Annotated in this window: 15 protein-coding genes; 7 read left to right on the forward strand and 8 right to left on the reverse strand. The window is 59.6% G+C overall.

Features of this window, described 5'->3' with window-relative positions; translation table 11 throughout:
* Positions 1–363 precede the first annotated feature (363 nt).
* From AC0IXS_RS17785 to AC0IXS_RS17810, 6 genes are all read left to right on the forward strand, one after another.
* A complete protein-coding gene (locus AC0IXS_RS17785) occupies positions 364–1,500 on the forward strand; it encodes an ABC transporter substrate-binding protein (RefSeq protein WP_025996912.1) in 1,137 nt (378 codons plus the stop codon).
* A 171-nt stretch (positions 1,501–1,671) separates the two neighbouring features.
* Positions 1,672–2,586: an ABC transporter permease subunit gene (locus AC0IXS_RS17790; RefSeq protein ID WP_004883614.1), complete on the forward strand. Its 915-nt coding sequence runs from the start codon at positions 1,672–1,674 to the stop codon at positions 2,584–2,586.
* A gap of 2 nt (positions 2,587–2,588) precedes the next feature.
* On the forward strand, positions 2,589–3,890 hold the full coding sequence (gene livM, locus AC0IXS_RS17795; RefSeq protein WP_122433086.1) for a high-affinity branched-chain amino acid ABC transporter permease LivM: 1,302 nt from the start codon (positions 2,589–2,591) through the stop codon (positions 3,888–3,890).
* Positions 3,887–4,762 carry an ABC transporter ATP-binding protein gene (locus AC0IXS_RS17800; RefSeq protein WP_025996914.1) on the forward strand — a complete coding sequence of 292 codons (876 nt, stop codon included), beginning with the start codon at positions 3,887–3,889 and terminating at the stop codon, positions 4,760–4,762. Before livM ends, AC0IXS_RS17800 begins: the two co-directional genes overlap by 4 nt.
* Complete coding sequence (locus tag AC0IXS_RS17805) at positions 4,759–5,475, forward strand: ABC transporter ATP-binding protein (RefSeq protein ID WP_004883620.1); 717 nt, start codon at positions 4,759–4,761, stop codon at positions 5,473–5,475. Before AC0IXS_RS17800 ends, AC0IXS_RS17805 begins: the two co-directional genes overlap by 4 nt.
* Before the next feature lie 754 nt (positions 5,476–6,229).
* Positions 6,230–6,994 carry an SDR family oxidoreductase gene (locus AC0IXS_RS17810; protein WP_471825306.1) on the forward strand — a complete coding sequence of 255 codons (765 nt, stop codon included), beginning with the start codon at positions 6,230–6,232 and terminating at the stop codon, positions 6,992–6,994.
* Here the strand turns inward: AC0IXS_RS17810 and AC0IXS_RS17815 are convergent, their stop codons facing one another.
* The 8 genes from AC0IXS_RS17815 to AC0IXS_RS17850 all read right to left on the reverse strand — a co-directional run bounded on the left by AC0IXS_RS17815 (position 6,995) and on the right by AC0IXS_RS17850 (position 13,206).
* Complete coding sequence (locus AC0IXS_RS17815; protein WP_471825308.1) at positions 6,995–8,209, reverse strand: AGE family epimerase/isomerase; 1,215 nt, start codon at positions 8,207–8,209, stop codon at positions 6,995–6,997.
* A 142-nt stretch (positions 8,210–8,351) separates the two neighbouring features.
* A complete protein-coding gene (locus AC0IXS_RS17820) occupies positions 8,352–8,924 on the reverse strand; it encodes a HupE/UreJ family protein (protein ID WP_057410820.1) in 573 nt (190 codons plus the stop codon).
* Positions 8,925–8,946: 22 nt separating this feature from the next.
* On the reverse strand, positions 8,947–9,564 hold the full coding sequence (gene ureG, locus AC0IXS_RS17825) for an urease accessory protein UreG (RefSeq protein WP_471825310.1): 618 nt from the start codon (positions 9,562–9,564) through the stop codon (positions 8,947–8,949).
* Between the two features lie 21 nt (positions 9,565–9,585).
* Positions 9,586–10,260 (reverse strand): urease accessory protein UreF, encoded by a 675-nt coding sequence (locus AC0IXS_RS17830; RefSeq protein ID WP_122668722.1) that lies wholly within the window; start codon positions 10,258–10,260, stop codon positions 9,586–9,588.
* Positions 10,257–10,757, reverse strand: a complete 501-nt coding sequence (gene ureE / locus AC0IXS_RS17835; protein ID WP_004883631.1) for an urease accessory protein UreE — start codon at positions 10,755–10,757, stop codon at positions 10,257–10,259. The genes AC0IXS_RS17830 and ureE overlap by 4 nt, the downstream gene beginning before the upstream one ends.
* Positions 10,758–11,029: 272 nt before the next feature.
* On the reverse strand, positions 11,030–11,662 hold the full coding sequence (locus AC0IXS_RS17840) for a TetR family transcriptional regulator (RefSeq protein ID WP_004883632.1): 633 nt from the start codon (positions 11,660–11,662) through the stop codon (positions 11,030–11,032).
* A gap of 90 nt (positions 11,663–11,752) precedes the next feature.
* Entirely contained in the window at positions 11,753–11,890 is a 138-nt protein-coding gene (locus AC0IXS_RS17845; protein ID WP_155400979.1) for a hypothetical protein, read from the reverse strand.
* A gap of 168 nt (positions 11,891–12,058) precedes the next feature.
* Positions 12,059–13,206, reverse strand: a protein-coding gene (locus tag AC0IXS_RS17850) for an IS3 family transposase (protein ID WP_122318624.1) whose coding sequence is annotated in 2 segments (ribosomal slippage) — positions 12,059–12,951 and positions 12,951–13,206 — 1,149 coding nt in all. Because the reading frame shifts where the segments join, the coding sequence is not laid out codon by codon here.
* Between the two features lie 183 nt (positions 13,207–13,389).
* On the opposite strand from AC0IXS_RS17850, the gene AC0IXS_RS17855 reads away from it, so the two are divergent.
* Positions 13,390–15,456, forward strand: a complete 2,067-nt coding sequence (locus tag AC0IXS_RS17855) for an AsmA family protein (RefSeq protein WP_449125552.1) — start codon at positions 13,390–13,392, stop codon at positions 15,454–15,456.
* The last annotated feature ends 534 nt before the right edge of the window (positions 15,457–15,990 follow it).

Consider the following 15,990-nt stretch of genomic DNA (forward strand, 5'->3'; position numbering starts at 1 on the left):
GCAATTTGCCTGCCGATTGAATAGGCATGAGGGCATTTTTCGACACATCCACTAGCCTCAAATGGTGCGTCTCGTAGCGTTTGCGCACCGGGCGTGTGCACTTCGGTGACGTACGTTGTTACAGGCGGGTTGCACGTCGACCCATGTTCGGGTTGCTGTTGATGATGGTCTGGGTTGCTCTTTCATAGGGCGGGTTGCACCTTTTTCGGTTTGAGAGGTTGCACGGCCTGTGGGCAATGAGATCAGGTCATTGAATGACAAGCCAAACGTGACATTTTCCGGAATAAAAAACTGATGGCACGTCCCTTGCTCTAGGCAAAGGCGTAGTCGCAGTGCCAATTAAAAAAACCAGGAGCACCACTCATGTCGCATACGTTTTACAGGAAAGGCTTTCTGACAATTGCAGTCGCTACTGCATTGGGCGTGTCTTCGTTGGCGCAGGCTGACGTGAAAATCGGCGTGGCGGGTCCAATGACCGGTGCCAACGCATCGTTCGGTCAGCAGTACATGAAGGGTGCGCAGGCTGCGGCTGATGCCATCAATGCCGCAGGCGGTGTGAATGGGGAAAAGATCGTCCTGGTCGCGGGCGACGATGCCTGTGAACCCAAGCAGGCCGTGGCCGTTGCCAACCGTCTTGTGGATCAGGAAAAGGTAGTGGGCGTTGTCGGCCATTTCTGCTCGTCTTCCACCATTCCGGCTTCCGAGATCTACAGTGATGCGGGCGTCATCGCCATCACTCCTGGCTCCACCAACCCGCAGGTTACCGAGCGGGGCCTGAAAGAGATGTTCCGCATGTGCGGCCGTGACGACCAGCAGGGTGTCGTCGCCGGTGATTACATCGTGGATGTCCTGAAGGGCAAGAAAGTTGCGGTTATCCACGACAAGGACACCTATGGCCAGGGCCTGGCCGATGCCACACAGACGCAACTGAAAAAGCGCGGCGTGACACCGGTCCTGTATGAAGGCCTGACCCGTGGCGAGAAGGATTTCAGCGCGCTGGTCACCAAGATCCGCTCGACCGGTGCCGATGTGGTCTACTTCGGCGGCCTGCACCCTGAAGCCGGTCCACTGGTTCGTCAAATGCGCGAGCAGGGCCTGAAAGATGTCCGGTTCATGTCCGATGACGGTGTCGTGACCGACGAACTGGTGACCACCGCAGGCGGCGCTCAGTATGTCGATGGCGTGTACATGACCTTCGGCGCCGACCCTCGCATGCTGCCAGACAGCAAGGCGGTCGTGGACCAGTTCCGCAAATCCGGCTACGAGCCTGAAGGCTACACCCTGTACGCCTATGCTTCCGTTCAGACGCTGGCGGCCGGCTTCAATGGTGCCAAGTCCACCAAGGGCGACAAGGCAGCCGAATGGCTCAAGGCTCACCCGGTCAAGACTGTCATGGGCGAAAAGGCCTGGGACAGCAAGGGTGACCTGAAAGTCTCCGACTACGTGGTGTACCAGTGGGACAAGGACGGTAAATACCACCAGCTTGAAAAACAGAAATAAGACGGACGTGTGTCGACCGTGCTCGCTCCAGGTGAGCACGGGCTGACAAATGGATGGGCTCGCCCATGAGCGGGCCTGCATTTTCTGTTGCTTTCGGACCCGTTCGCCGCGCCTCACGAGGGCCAGGCGGATGGAATGCTGAGCTGCCTTTCAAGTGTGTGAGCGTGCGTGATGGACGGTATCTTCCTGCAGCAAATGATCAACGGACTGACACTCGGGTCGGTCTACGGCCTCATAGCCATCGGCTATACGATGGTCTACGGCATCATCGGCATGATCAACTTCGCCCACGGCGACGTGTACATGATTTCCGCCTACCTGGCCGCGATCGGCCTGGCGGTACTGTCTTTCTTCGGACTGGAATCCTTTCCATTCCTGATCCTCGGGACGCTGATCTTCACCATCGTGGTGACGGGCGTTTACGGGTTCGTGATCGAGCGTGTGGCCTACAAGCCGCTGCGCAACTCGACCCGGCTGGCGCCGCTGATCAGCGCCATCGGTATTTCGCTGATTCTGCAGAACTATGCGCAGATCAGTCAGGGCGCGCGACAGCAGGGTGTTCCAACGTTGCTTGAAGGCGCCTGGCGCTTCGAGATCGGCACCGGCTTCGTGCAGATCACCTACACCAAGATCTTCATCCTCATTGCCGCCTTCGTCGGCATGGGCGTGCTGACCTACATCATCAAGTACACCAAGCTGGGCCGCATGTGCCGCGCGACCCAGCAGGACCGCAAGATGGCGTCGATCCTGGGGATCAACACCGACCGGGTCATCTCCTACGTGTTCATCATCGGTGCGGCCATGGCGGCACTGGCGGGCGTGCTGATCACCATGAACTACGGCACGTTCGACTTCTACGCAGGCTTCGTGATCGGCATCAAGGCGTTCACTGCCGCCGTACTGGGCGGGATCGGCTCGCTGCCTGGCGCGATGCTTGGCGGTTTGATTCTGGGAGTTGCCGAGTCGCAGTTCTCCGGTCTGATCAACTCCGACTACAAAGACGTGTTCAGTTTCGGCCTGCTGGTATTGATCCTGATTTTCCGTCCCCAAGGCCTGCTGGGTCGCCCACTCGTGGCGAAGGTATAAGTATGTCCGCTCCTATCGCTAAACCTGTTGATATCAAGAAAAGCCTGATCGATGCCGTGGTGGCCGGATTGCTGGCACTGATCGTGTTCGGTCCTATCGTCGGCATCGTGCTCGATGGCTACAGCTTCAACCTGCAGCCGACCCGTGTGGCCTGGCTGGTGGCAATCGTCATGCTCGGGCGCTTCCTGATGAGTCTGTTTCTGCAGACGCCCAGAGGCGTGCGTATCTCCCAGAGCTTCGAGAGTTCGGGGTCGGGCGTGCACGTGCTCAAACCCGATCACAAGTCGAGCCTGTACTGGATCATTCCGCTGCTGATCGTGATCGCCATCGTGTTCCCCATCTTCGCCAACAAATACCTGCTGACCGTGGTCATTCTCGGGCTGATCTATGTGCTGCTGGGGCTGGGCCTGAACATCGTGGTCGGTCTGGCCGGGCTGCTCGATCTGGGCTACGTGGCGTTCTATGCCATCGGGGCCTACGGTCTTGCGCTGGGCTATCAATACCTCGGGCTGGGATTCTGGTCGGCGCTGCCTCTGGCGGCGATTGCGGCAGCGTTGGCGGGCTGCATTCTGGGCTTTCCGGTGCTGCGCATGCATGGCGACTATCTGGCCATCGTGACGCTGGGCTTTGGCGAGATCATCCGTCTGGTGCTCAACAACTGGCTGTCGTTCACTGGCGGCCCAAACGGTGTGCCGGTGCCCTCGCCAACGTTTTTCGGCCTGGAATTCGGTCGTCGTGCGAAGGACGGCGGGATTCCGATTCATGAGTATTTCGGCTTCGATTACAACCCGGACCTGAAATTCCTGTTCATCTACACCGTGCTGTTCCTCGTGGTGCTGGCGGTGCTGTTCGTCAAACATCGCCTGACGCGCATGCCGATTGGCCGTGCCTGGGAAGCGCTGCGTGAAGATGAAATCGCCTGCCGCTCGATGGGCCTCAACCACGTGCTGGTCAAGCTGTCGGCTTTCACTATCGGTGCATCAACGGCGGGTCTTGCGGGCGTTTTTTTCGCGAGCTATCAGGGCTTCGTCAACCCGACCTCGTTCACCTTCTTCGAATCGGCGCTGATTCTGGCCATCGTGGTGCTCGGCGGTATGGGATCGACGGTAGGTGTGGTGATCGCAGCCTTCGTGTTGACTGTTGCGCCTGAACTGCTGCGCAGCTTTTCTGAGTACCGCGTGCTGCTGTTCGGGATTCTGATGGTGTTGATGATGATCTGGCGGCCACGCGGCCTGATCCGCATCAGCCGTACCGGTGTGGTTCCGCGCAAGGGTGCGCTGGTCAAGGAAGGAGCCACGCAATGAGCAACGAAGTGATTCTTTCCGTCGAACACCTGATGATGCATTTCGGTGGCATCAAGGCCCTCAGCGACGTGAGCCTCAAGGTTCGCCGCAACTCGATCTTCGCCCTGATCGGCCCCAACGGCGCGGGCAAGACCACGGTCTTCAACTGCCTGACCGGTTTCTACAAGGCCACGGGAGGGCGTATCGAGCTGCATACCCGTGGCAAGACCACCAACGTCATCAAGCTGCTGGGCGAGCCGTTCAAGGGCAGCGACTTCGTGTCGCCGAAAAGCTTCCTGAGCCGCGTGTACTACAAGATGTTCGGCGGCACCCACCTGGTCAACCGGGCGGGTCTGGCGCGGACCTTCCAGAACATTCGCCTGTTCAAGGAAATGTCGGTAGTCGAAAACCTGCTGGTCGCCCAGCACATGTGGGTCAATCGCAGCCTGATCAGCGGGATCCTCAACACCCGCGGCTACCGCAAGGCCGAGGAAGACGCACTCAACACCGCGTTCTACTGGCTGGAAGTCGTGGATCTGGTGGATTGCGCCAACCGTCTGGCCGGTGAGCTGTCTTACGGGCAGCAACGCCGCCTGGAAATCGCCCGGGCCATGTGCACGCGTCCGCAGGTGATCTGCCTGGATGAGCCTGCTGCAGGCCTCAACCCGCAGGAAACCGAAGCCCTGAGCGGCATGATCCGTCTGCTGCGCGATGAGCATGACATGACCATCGTGCTCATCGAGCATGACATGGGCATGGTGATGGGTATCTCCGATGACATTGTGGTGCTGGACCACGGCAACGTGATTGCCGCAGGCGGACCGGAGCAGATCCGCAACGACCCGAAAGTGATCGCCGCGTATCTGGGCGCTGATGAAGAGGAATTGGTATGAGCAAGCCGATCCTCGAACTGAAAGAGATCGATGTGTTTTACGGGCCGATCCAGGCCCTCAAGAAGGTATCGCTGCACATCGACGAGGGCGAGACGGTCAGCCTGATCGGCTCCAATGGTGCGGGCAAGTCCACGCTACTGATGTCGATTTTCGGTCAGCCCCGTGCGGCCAGCGGGCAGATCATCTATCAGGGCACTGACATCACTCAGAAGTCGTCGCACTACATCGCGTCCAACGGCATTGCGCAGTCGCCGGAAGGGCGGCGGGTGTTCCCCGACATGTCGGTCGAGGAAAACCTGATGATGGGCACCATCCCGATTGGCGACAAGCACTCGGCTGAAGACATGCAGCGCATGTTCGATCTGTTTCCGCGCCTCAAGGAGCGTCGTAACCAGCGCGCCATGACGATGTCCGGTGGCGAACAGCAAATGCTGGCCATCGCCCGAGCCTTGATGAGCCGTCCGAAATTGCTGCTGCTCGACGAGCCGAGCCTGGGCCTGGCGCCGATCATCGTGAAGCAGATCTTCGCCACCTTGCGTGAGCTGGCCGCGACCGGCATGACCATCTTTCTGGTCGAGCAGAACGCCAACCATGCGCTGAAGCTGTCTGACCGCGCTTACGTGATGGTCAACGGCGAGATCCGCCTGTCGGGCACCGGTCAGGAATTGCTGGTCAATGAGGAGGTCAGGAACGCCTATCTGGGCGGTCACTGACGGTCTGGCAATTCATGCTGTTTCAATCGTGCGCCCCGGGTGTTTTACACCCGGGGCGTCGCTTTTCAGAATTGTGGAAAACAATTTTGACGGACCTTGGAAGTGCGACATAAAACCGCTGCAAACGGTTGTTTTGTCACGCTTTCGACTTGTTCAGGTTTACTGTGGATCCGACTGTTAATAACTTGGGAGTATTTAGCTGCAGGCCTTTATGCATAAGGGTTACAGCGAAGTGTTCAAAAATCGTACAGGCAGTTTTCAGCTTTCATTCGGGGCGTTTGTCAACTGCCTGAGGGCTGGTTGTTCATACAGTTTATCCGCCTGTTCAACCTGTGGATAACTCTGTGGGCAAGCGTTGGAAAGAGTGGGGTAGGCGGCACAGATGCTGGGCTGTAGGCCATCATGCGTTCACACGACCTTCATCGTTCACTTGCCCTACCGATCAAAGTCAAGGAAAAAACTTTGCATGCCTCGCTACAGGCCCCGGTCTGCGGGTGATTCAGCGTTTCAGAGTTGCCCCCGGATTTTGTGGGTCTGACTGTGGATAACGTGGGCAAAACTGCCTGCAGGCCTTGCTGCGTATGGCTTTGCTTGAGGTGTATGTTTTTTGTACAGCTGGCCGGCTTGATCGCGGGATTTATCCCCAGGCTTGATCCAGAGCGTTCGTGACGGGCATGCTTCCTTTTTCGCTTTATTTATTAACAGGCTGCGCCGCTTTACCGAGCAACAGGCTGCGCCATGTCAGGAGAACGAGATGACTTCCACCGTATTCATTACAGGCGCCACTTCCGGGTTTGGCGAGGCGTGCGCGCGTCGTTTCGCTGAAGCTGGCTGGTCGCTGGTGCTGACCGGCCGCCGAAAGGACCGCCTGGACGCGCTGAGCGCCGAGTTGTCGAAGCAGACCAGGGTTCACACACTGGTGCTGGACGTGCGTGATCGTGCGGCCATGGAAAGCGCTATCGCCGAGCTGCCGGAAGCGTTCGCCACGATTCAGGGCCTGATCAACAACGCAGGTCTGGCGCTGGGCATTGATCCTGCACCCAAGTGCGATCTGGACGATTGGGACACCATGATCGACACCAACGTCAAAGGTCTGGTCTACACCACGCGCCTGCTGCTGCCGCGCCTGATCGCGCATGGCCGCGGTGCCAGCATCGTCAACCTGGGCTCGGTGGCGGGCAATTACCCGTATCCGGGCGGCAACGTTTACGGTGGCACAAAAGCGTTCGTCGGGCAGTTCTCGCTCAACCTGCGCAATGACCTTGTCGGAACAGGCGTGCGAGTCACCAATCTGGAGCCAGGTTTGTGCGAAAGCGAGTTCTCGCTGGTGCGTTTCGGTGGTGATCAGACCAAGTACGATGCGACCTACGCGGGTGCAGAGCCGATCCAGCCGCAGGACATTGCCGATACGATCTTCTGGATCATGAACACACCGGCCCACGTCAACATCAACAGCCTTGAATTGATGCCGGTCAGCCAGACCTGGGCGGGCTTTGCGATCGATCGCAATCGCGGCTGATCAGTCTTTTTCGGGCATGGGCGGCGGGAAAGCTGTGACAAAGCGGTTTTCCAGATAGTCCGCCAGCCCGATGTAGCAGGTAGCCAGATGGTAGGGTGTGGTCGATGGCATGTCGCTGCGGCTCACCGTGCCATCCGTGTCGACACACTCGTTCCAGCCGTTCGCATGCAGGAAGCGCTGTTCGAAGTCGAGCAGTTGCTGGCTGAGCGCTGACTCGCACTCCGGCCGCAAGGCCATCGCCCGCAAGTACTCAGCCTGCGCCCAGATGCGCTGTGTGCTGTCCTGCACCTTTCCATCCAGCGTCAACGTTGCCGTGACAGCTCCGTTCTGTGGATCCACGCCTTGTGCCTGTGCATGGGCGAACGCACGGGTCATGGAGTCATGCAAGGGCCTGCCGTGCATCTCGGGTGACGATTCCAGCAGGAAGAACCACTCGAACTGATGCCCCGGCTCATACCAGTTATCCACAGCACCCAGCGGCTTCTCGAGCATTACGCCCGTGGTTTTATCCACAAAGCGCTGCTGCATGTTGACGGCCAGCGCGTCCATCGCCGCCTGCGTCGCCGGGTCGGCACGCACCGACAGCGTGGCCAGAAAGGCTTCTGCTAGGTGCATCAACGGGTTCTGTAAAGGGCCGGTGCCGAGCGTTGACCAGCCTTCATCCAGTTGCGCTTCGTACAAGCCGTTGCCGTCGGCAAAGCGCTCGGCAACGACGTTGAGCGCTGCGTTGAGCACGGACTCCGCAAGCGGATCCTTCGACTTCGCCCAGTAATGGGCGCAGGCGAAGATGATGAAGGCGTGGGTGTACAGATCCTTGCGACGGTCCAGCGGTTTGCCCTGTGGGTCGATGCTGTAGAACCAGCCGCCATGCTCGCCGTCGTGGAAGTGCTGCTGCAACGAGCGGAACAGTGCACCGGCGCGTACAGCAGCGTCCGGTATCTCGTCGTGATCGATCAGGCTGGAAAACAGAAACAGCTGCCGCGCGCAGGCCATGGCCCGATAGCGTTGGGGTGGCAGCGGTTGATGGTTTGCGTCAAGGGCTTCATACGGCAGCGCCAGTTGCGCATTCCAGCCAGGGCCTTGCCAGAGCGGCACGATCACCTTCAGGAAGTGCGCCTGCAAGGCAGCGAAGACCGAGGTCATGTCAGGCGTGGGGGCGGAGCTGGAAGCATGGGGCATCGGCTGTCGTCGCGGCTGTATCGAGATGCGCGACATGTTAGCAGGATTGCCGGGCAAGTCTCGATGGGCCTTGCTGATCGTGCCTGTGATGCAACCTCAACACCGGACGCGGAGCGTCCTGAGAGGCGTTCCCACGCGGAGCATGGGAACGATCAGTGGAGGCGTGATCAGGAAAAAATCAGCCTGCCAGCAACCAGACGCCTGTCGCGGCAGACGCGGCACCGGCCAGGCGCACCAGCGGCGCCGCGGCCTGCGGCAGTACGCGAACGACCGCGTAGCCAGCAGCATGCAGGGCGGCAGTCGCAGCAACGAAACCGGCAGCATAGGCCCACGGGCTGGACATTTCCGGCAACTCAAGGCCGTGCGCCACGCCGTGGAACAGTGCGAACATCGCGGTCGCTGCAACGGCAAGAGCCAGTGGTGGACGAATGGCCAGCGCGACGGCCAGGCCCAGCGCCAATACCGAGGCTGCGATACCGCTTTCCAGCGCAGGCAGGTTCAAACCTTCAAAGCCCAGTACACCACCAATCAGCATGGTGCCGACGAAGGTGCAAGGCAGAGCCCAGCGTGCGGAGCCTTGTTGCTGCGCGGCCCACAGACCGACGGCGAGCATCGCCAGCAAGTGATCCAGACCGCCAATCGGGTGGCTGATGCCGGCGATCAGACCGTTATCACCATGGCCGGGATGCGCCAGTGCAAGGGTTGGGATCAGCAGGAGGGCGAGGGCGCCGAGGACTTTTTTGTAGTTCATCGAGGGTTTCCTTTGCGTGGGATCAGGCGGCCGCGTTCAGCAGGCCCTGGCGTTCAATGAAGGCAATGATCTGTTCCAGACCCTGGCCGGTTTTCTGGTTGCTGAAGACGAACGGTTTTTCAACGCGCATCCGGCGGGTGTCGCTGTCCATCATCTCCAGCGAGGCGCCTACCAGCGGCGCGAGGTCTATCTTGTTGATCACCAGCAGATCCGATTTGCAGATGCCCGGACCGCCCTTGCGTGGCAGCTTGTCGCCTGCCGACACGTCGATCACGTAGATGGTCAGATCGGACAGCTCCGGACTGAAGGTGGCGGACAGGTTGTCGCCACCGGATTCGACGATGATCAGATCCAGACCTTCGAAGCGGCGGTTGAGCTGGTCAACGGCTTCCAGGTTGATCGAGGCGTCCTCGCGAATCGCGGTATGCGGGCAGCCCCCGGTTTCCACGCCGATGATGCGCTCGGGCGCCAGTGCCTCGTTACGCACCAGAAAGTCTGCGTCTTCGCGGGTGTAGATATCGTTGGTCACGACCGCCAGGTTATAGCGGTCACGCAACGCGAGACACAGAGCCAGGGTCAGGGCCGTCTTGCCGGAGCCGACCGGGCCACCGATGCCGACGCGCAGGGGTTGGCTGTTCATTGAGTTCTCCAGAGGTACTTATCAGGACCGGAATAACCGGCTGTATTGACGTTCGTGGGCCATGCTCGCCAGTGACAGGCCAAAGGCCGCACTGCCGCAATGGCGTATATCCTGTTCAGTGGCACTGGCCTGCGCCTGCTGCAACAGTGGCAGCAGCTCGCTGGTCAGGCGTTGTGCAGCCTGCTGGCCGAGCGGCAGTGTTTTCATCAGCACCGCCAGCTGGTTTTCCAGCCAGCTCCAGAGCCAGGCGGCCAGCGCATCCTGCGGGCTGATCTGCCAGGCGCGGGCGGCCAGCGCCCAGCCGAGTGCCAGATGCGGCTCGGTTGTCTGTTCCAGAAAGCCTCGCGCGCAGCGGTCCAGCTCGGGCAGGCCGTTGAGCAGCTGTTGCAGGGAATAACCCATCTGCCGGCTTTCCAGATGCAGTTCGCGGGTTTCCCGGCTGGCGCGATGTTGCTCGCTGAGTTGCAGCAATTGCCCCCAGTCTTCGTCCGCAGCCGCCTGGCAGTGCGCCAGCAGGAGCGGCGCTTCAAAGCGTGCGAGGTTGAGCAGCAACTGATCGCCGATCCAGCGGGCGGCTGTCTGTGGATTGGTCACGATGGACTGTTCCACCGCCATCTCCAGACCCTGGGAATAGCTGTAGCCGCCAATCGGCAACTGCGGACTGGCCAGGCGCAAAAGCGCCCAGGCGCTGTTCACGTGCGCACGCCGAACTGGTGCAGGCGAGGGGGATAATTGAAATCCTCTTCGCCAGCGCGTGAATGGTGGTGCCCGCCGCCATAGGCACCATGTTCCGGCTGGAACGGCGCTTCGATGGTTTCGGTGGTCGCACCCAGTTGATCGAGCATGGCCTTGAGCACGTAGTCGTCGAGCAGTCGTAGCCAACCGTCGCCCACTTGCAGGGCCACGTGGCGATTGCCCAGGTGATAGGCCGCGCGGGTCAGTTCGAAGGTGCTGCTGCAGGTCACGTGCATCAGTTTTTCGGGGCGGGCGCAGACGCGCACGATGCGACCGTCCTCGGCCTGGAGAAACTCGCCGTCGCGCAGGGGCGATTGTCCGCGTTGCAGGAACAGCCCCACGTCTTCGTTTTCTGCACTGAAGCAGCGCAGACGGCTCTTGCTGCGCGCCTCGAAATTCAAGTGCAACTCGGCGGCCCATTCGGCCTGAGGTTCGATTCGGTTGTGAATCACCAGCATCAGATAGCTTCCAGCCAATTGCGATGCCTCAAAGCAGAGCAAGGGGCTTGCCAACAGTGCAGGGAGTGGGAAATGGCTGACGGAATGGGCTTATTGACTGAATGGAGTGTGCTTTTTTGGTGCGTTAAATATCGGGCGATTCAATGTGGTGCAATCGAGTGGGGTGATAAGTCCGGCCATATACGTTCCAGCAAGTACGCCGGGACGCAGAGCGTCCTGCGAGGCATTCCCACGCGGAGCGTGAGGAACGATCGTTACCGCAAGCTCATTGATCACTCATGACTGCCCAAACCACGCCAGTGCCGTGCGCCGATGAAGATGAAGCGCAACTGCTGGGTAATCTTGGCTTGTGGCGTAAGGTGTGGGGCGAGCGAGGCGGGGGGCGGGTCGATCAGTTCGGGTAGCATGGCGAACACGCTTTTAACGACAAGGTCGGCAATGATCGACAGCGATTCAGCGTTCAGATGCTTCCACTTGGGCATTTTGGCGAGGTCGGCGGTCAGGTCGGCGCTGATGCCTTCGCGCAAAGCGCCCAGTGCCTGACGGACCTTGAGCGAGCCGCCGTACTGTTCCCGCGCCAGAAACAGGAACTGCGAGCGGTTGGCAGCCACACGTTCCAGAAAGATCTTTACCGACGCACGAATCAGCCCGCCCATGGCGAATTCGTTGTGCCGCACCAGGCGGATGGTTTCACGAAAGGTCTGACCGACCTCGCTGACCAGCACCAGACCCAACTGATCCATATCTTCGAAGTGGCGATAGAAGCCGGTCGGCACGATACCTGCCGTGCGGGCGACTTCGCGCAGGCTGAGGCTGCCGAAACCGCGTCCGCTCTCCATCAACTGGTGGGCGGCGTCCAGCAAGGCTCTTCGGGTCTGTTGTTTCTGTTCGGCGCGGGGCAGCATGGCTCAAACGATTCTGGATAAACACTGCGTCGCACTTTAACAAATGCGCTTTGCCTGCGTCGAAAGGCTTTTTTCAAATGGCTGGCGTGATCAGACTCGCTGGTATTGCTGCACCAGACGATCTGGACCGTTTTCAGCCAGACGCTGCTCGCGATCCTGCTCCGGAGCGGCGAAGGCATTGGCGGCGAAGATGGACAGAAACAGGCTGAGTAATAGATGGGGTTTCATGGCTGTGCTCCTCGAAAGAGCGGAAGATGGTGTAGGCGTGCACTATGACGCCGGGCCTGTGTGTAAAGAAGTTCATAAAGATGATGGTGGGAATCAACCAAAATGATTGAGTTTTGCCGGTGGTCTTTGTAGTGGTCAACTTTTTCCGGACACCTCAATCGGTGGTTGTCAGGCCGCTTGCCGCTCATAATGATTGGGCGGTACGTAGCCCAGTGTCGAGTGCAATCGACTCTCGTTGTAGAACCGCACGATGTAATCGCTGATGTCCTTTATCGCTTCACCCTGGTTGGCATAATCCTTCCTCCAGGTGCGCTCCATTTTCAGGTTCAGGAAGAAGCGCTCCATCACCGCGTTGTCCCAGCAATTACCCTTGCGGCTCATGCTGCACCGCATATCGTGGCGCGCCAGCAGCGCTTGATAGGCCGCGCCGGCGTACTGACTGCCCCTGTCCGAGTGAGCGATCAGGCCCGGCTCGGGCTGCCGTTGAGCGACGGCCAGTTGCATGGCGCTGATCACCAGTTCGGCCCGCATATGAGTCGCCATAGCCCAGCCCACGATCTTGCGCGAGAACAGATCCATGACTGCTGCCAGATACACCCAACCGCTACGCGTGCGAATATAAGTGATATCCGCAACCCAGGACCGGTTGATTGCCTCGGGGTTGAACTGGCGGTTGAGCAGGTTTTCAGCCACCGGCAGGTTGTGATTGCTGTTGGTCGTGTGGACGAATTTACGTTTCCAGACAGGGCGAAGACCTTGTTGCTTCATAAGACGACGGACCTTGAAACGGCCAATGGACATGCCTTCAGCGCGCAGCAGGTTCAGTGTGCGACGGCTGCCATAACAGTGCTCGCTGGCCTCGAATATGGCCTTGATCCTGGTAACAGCGGTGCAGACAGGTTTAGGGTTCAACTGCCGCTGATGGGCCTCATAGAACCCGGAACGACTGATCCGCAACACCCGGCAGACACGAGCAACCGGGTAGGCCTTGCTTTGCAATTGGTGAACCATTTGGTGGATCACTTCAATTCGCGGGCAAAGAAGGCCGTAGCTTTTTTTAGGATGTCGTTGTCCATTTTCAGCTCGCGAATCTGCTGCTCCAGCTGGCGAATACGTTGCTGCTCGCTGGTCAAAGGATTGCCGATTCCGGGACCACCCAATAGCTCGGCCTTGTATTGCTCAACCCAGCGCCGCACTGCGGTATCGCTCAGATTCATGTCCAGGCAGACCGAGTTCACACTCTGGCCCTGATCAACAATGAGCTTGCAGACATCGAGCTTGAAGGCTGCATCGAACTTTCTGTATTTCTTGGTCATGGTAAGTCCTCAATGGGTATAGTTTCCCCCATTGAGGTGTCCGGGGTCATTAGACCAGCTCACTTTTAAAGGCTGTTGGCTTATTTGCCCAAGCCGATCAAACCCTCGGCGCTTTTGTCAGTCGAAAGGGCATGTCGTATTCAGTGCACCAAGGCAGGGGCACTGTTTTCTGGAGAGTCATGCATGACGCGCAGCCGTAGGATTTTCGCGTGGACAGGTGCCGCTTTGCTGGTGGTGCTGGCCGTGTTGGTCATTGTGATTGTCACTTTCGACTGGAACCGCATCAAACCCACCCTCAATGAAAAAGTCAGCGAAGCGCTGCATCGCCCGTTCGCCATCAATGGCAATCTGGACGTGCGCTGGTCGCGCGAGCCTGAGCTGGGTGGCTGGCGCGCGTGGGTGCCCTCACCACATTTCGTGGCGGAAGACCTGACACTAGGCAATCCGGAGTGGTCGAAACAGCCGCAAATGGTCACGCTCAAGCAGGTGGAGTTTCGTCTGTCGCTGCTGCCATTGCTGGTGCAGCACGTGGTCATTCCGCGCATTGACCTGACCGGGCCTGAAGCGAAGCTGGAGCGCCTGGCCGACGGTCGTGCCAACTGGGTGTTTGACCTGCCCAAGTCCGACCCCAATGCCGAGCCGACGAAATGGGAAGTGGACATCGGTGCGATCAAGTTCGACAAAGGCGTGGTGGGCTTCAACGACCAGACCCTGAGCACCCAGCTGGACGTGGTGATCGACATGCTCGGCAAGCCGATTCCGTTTGGCGAAATCGTCGGCAGCAAGGAAGCGAAGAAGGCTCAGGACAAGGGCACCGTGCCTCAGGACTACGCCTTTGGTCTGGCCGTCAAAGGTCAGTACCACGGCCAGCAACTCAACGGCACTGGCAAGATCGGTGGCCTGTTGGCTTTGAAGGACGCCGCTCAGCCATTTCCGGTGCAGGCCGATGTGAAGGTGGGCGATACCCATGTGGTGATCGCCGGCACCGTGACCGACCCGCAGAACCTCGGCGCGCTGGACCTGCGCCTGAAACTGTCGGGTGCCAGCCTGAGTAATCTTTACCCGCTGACAGGCGTCACGCTGCCAGACTCGCCTGCCTATTCAACGGACGGTCGCCTTATCGCCAAACTGCATGATCCGGCGGGCGCCAGTTTCAGTTACGAGAAATTCAATGGCAAGATCGGCAAAAGCGATATCCATGGTGATCTGGGCTATGTCGCCAGCCAGCCACGGCCCAAGCTGACGGGTGTTTTGGTGTCCGATCAATTGCTGTTCAGTGATCTGGCGCCGCTCATCGGTGCCGACTCCAACGCGGCTCAGAAAAAGCGTGGCGGTGAGAGCAAGCAGCCTTCGGGCAAGGTGCTGCCGGTCGAGGAGTTCCAGACCGACCGTTGGCGCGCGATGGATGCGGACGTCGAGTTCACCGGCAAGCGCATCGTCCAGAGCCCGGACCTGCCGTTCACCGACCTTTATACGCATCTGATTCTGAACGACGGCCAGCTCAGCCTGGAGCCACTGCGCTTCGGCGTGGCGGGCGGCAAGCTGGACGCGGACATTCGCCTCGATGGACGTGACAAGCCGCTGCTGGGCCGGGCGAAGCTGTCAGCGCGCAACTTCAAGCTCAAGCAGTTGTTCCCGACGTTCGAGCCGATGAAGACCAGCTTTGGTGAGCTGAACGGCGATGCGGATATCTCGGGGCGCGGCAATTCGATTGCGGCGCTGCTTGGCACGGCCAATGGCGAAATGAAAATGCTGGTCAACGACGGCGCGATCAGCCGTGGCCTGATGGAAATCGCCGGGCTCAACGTGGGCAACTACGTGGTCGGCAAACTGTTCGGCGACAAGGACGTGAAGATCAACTGCGCTGCGTCCGATTTCGGCATCAAGGACGGGCTGGCGACCAGTCGGCTGTTCGTCTTCGATACCGAGAACGCGATCATCTACATCAGCGGCACGGCCAACATGAAGACCGAGCAACTGGACCTGCAGATCAACCCCGAGTCCAAAGGTTTCCGCGTGTTCTCTCTGCGCTCGCCGCTGTACGTCAACGGCCCGTTCGCCCGGCCCAATGCGGGCGTGCAGTCCGGTCCGCTGCTGCTGCGTGGCGCAGGGATGGTCCTGCTGGGTGCTACCATCGGGCCTGCGGCCGGGTTGCTGGCGCTGGTCGCGACGGGCGACAGTGAGCCGAACCAGTGTGGTCCGTTGCTCGAGCAGATGCGCTCAGGCAAGGCGCCGAAGACCGTCAAGTAAGCGTCTGCACCGGGCTTGATCGTCAACCCTGCGCTGATCGTTCCCACGCTCTGCGCTCATCGTCATACACAAGCCCGGAAGACGCGCAAAACGGGAGCCAGAACGAAAGTGACTGACTGAATGCATACCCCGTGGGAGGCGGCTTGCCGGCGATGGCGTCAGTTCAGTCACTGACAGGTCGCTTCAGAAAAAGCATCGCCGGCAAGCCGCCTCTTATCAAACAACCTGTAACTTACTGAAGAAACTGGATTTTGTGGGAGCGGACTTGTCCGCGAATACTGTATTTCAGACGATGAATATTCGTCGGATGTACTGGCCTTCGCGGACAAGTCCGCTCCCACTGAGTTTGCTGCGCGACAGCGCTACGTCGAAGACGTGGTGACGCCTCCCACAGTAGTCCGTGGTTGCAGCAAGACTTGGGTGCATGGGCATGATCGGCGTGCTTGAGATCACGCTGATCGTTCCCACGCTCCCGCGTGGTAACGCCTCTCAGGACGCTCCGCGTCCGGCCGTGAGGTGACGCAGAGCGTCACG

The organism is Pseudomonas sp. AC016 (genome assembly GCF_979253365.1).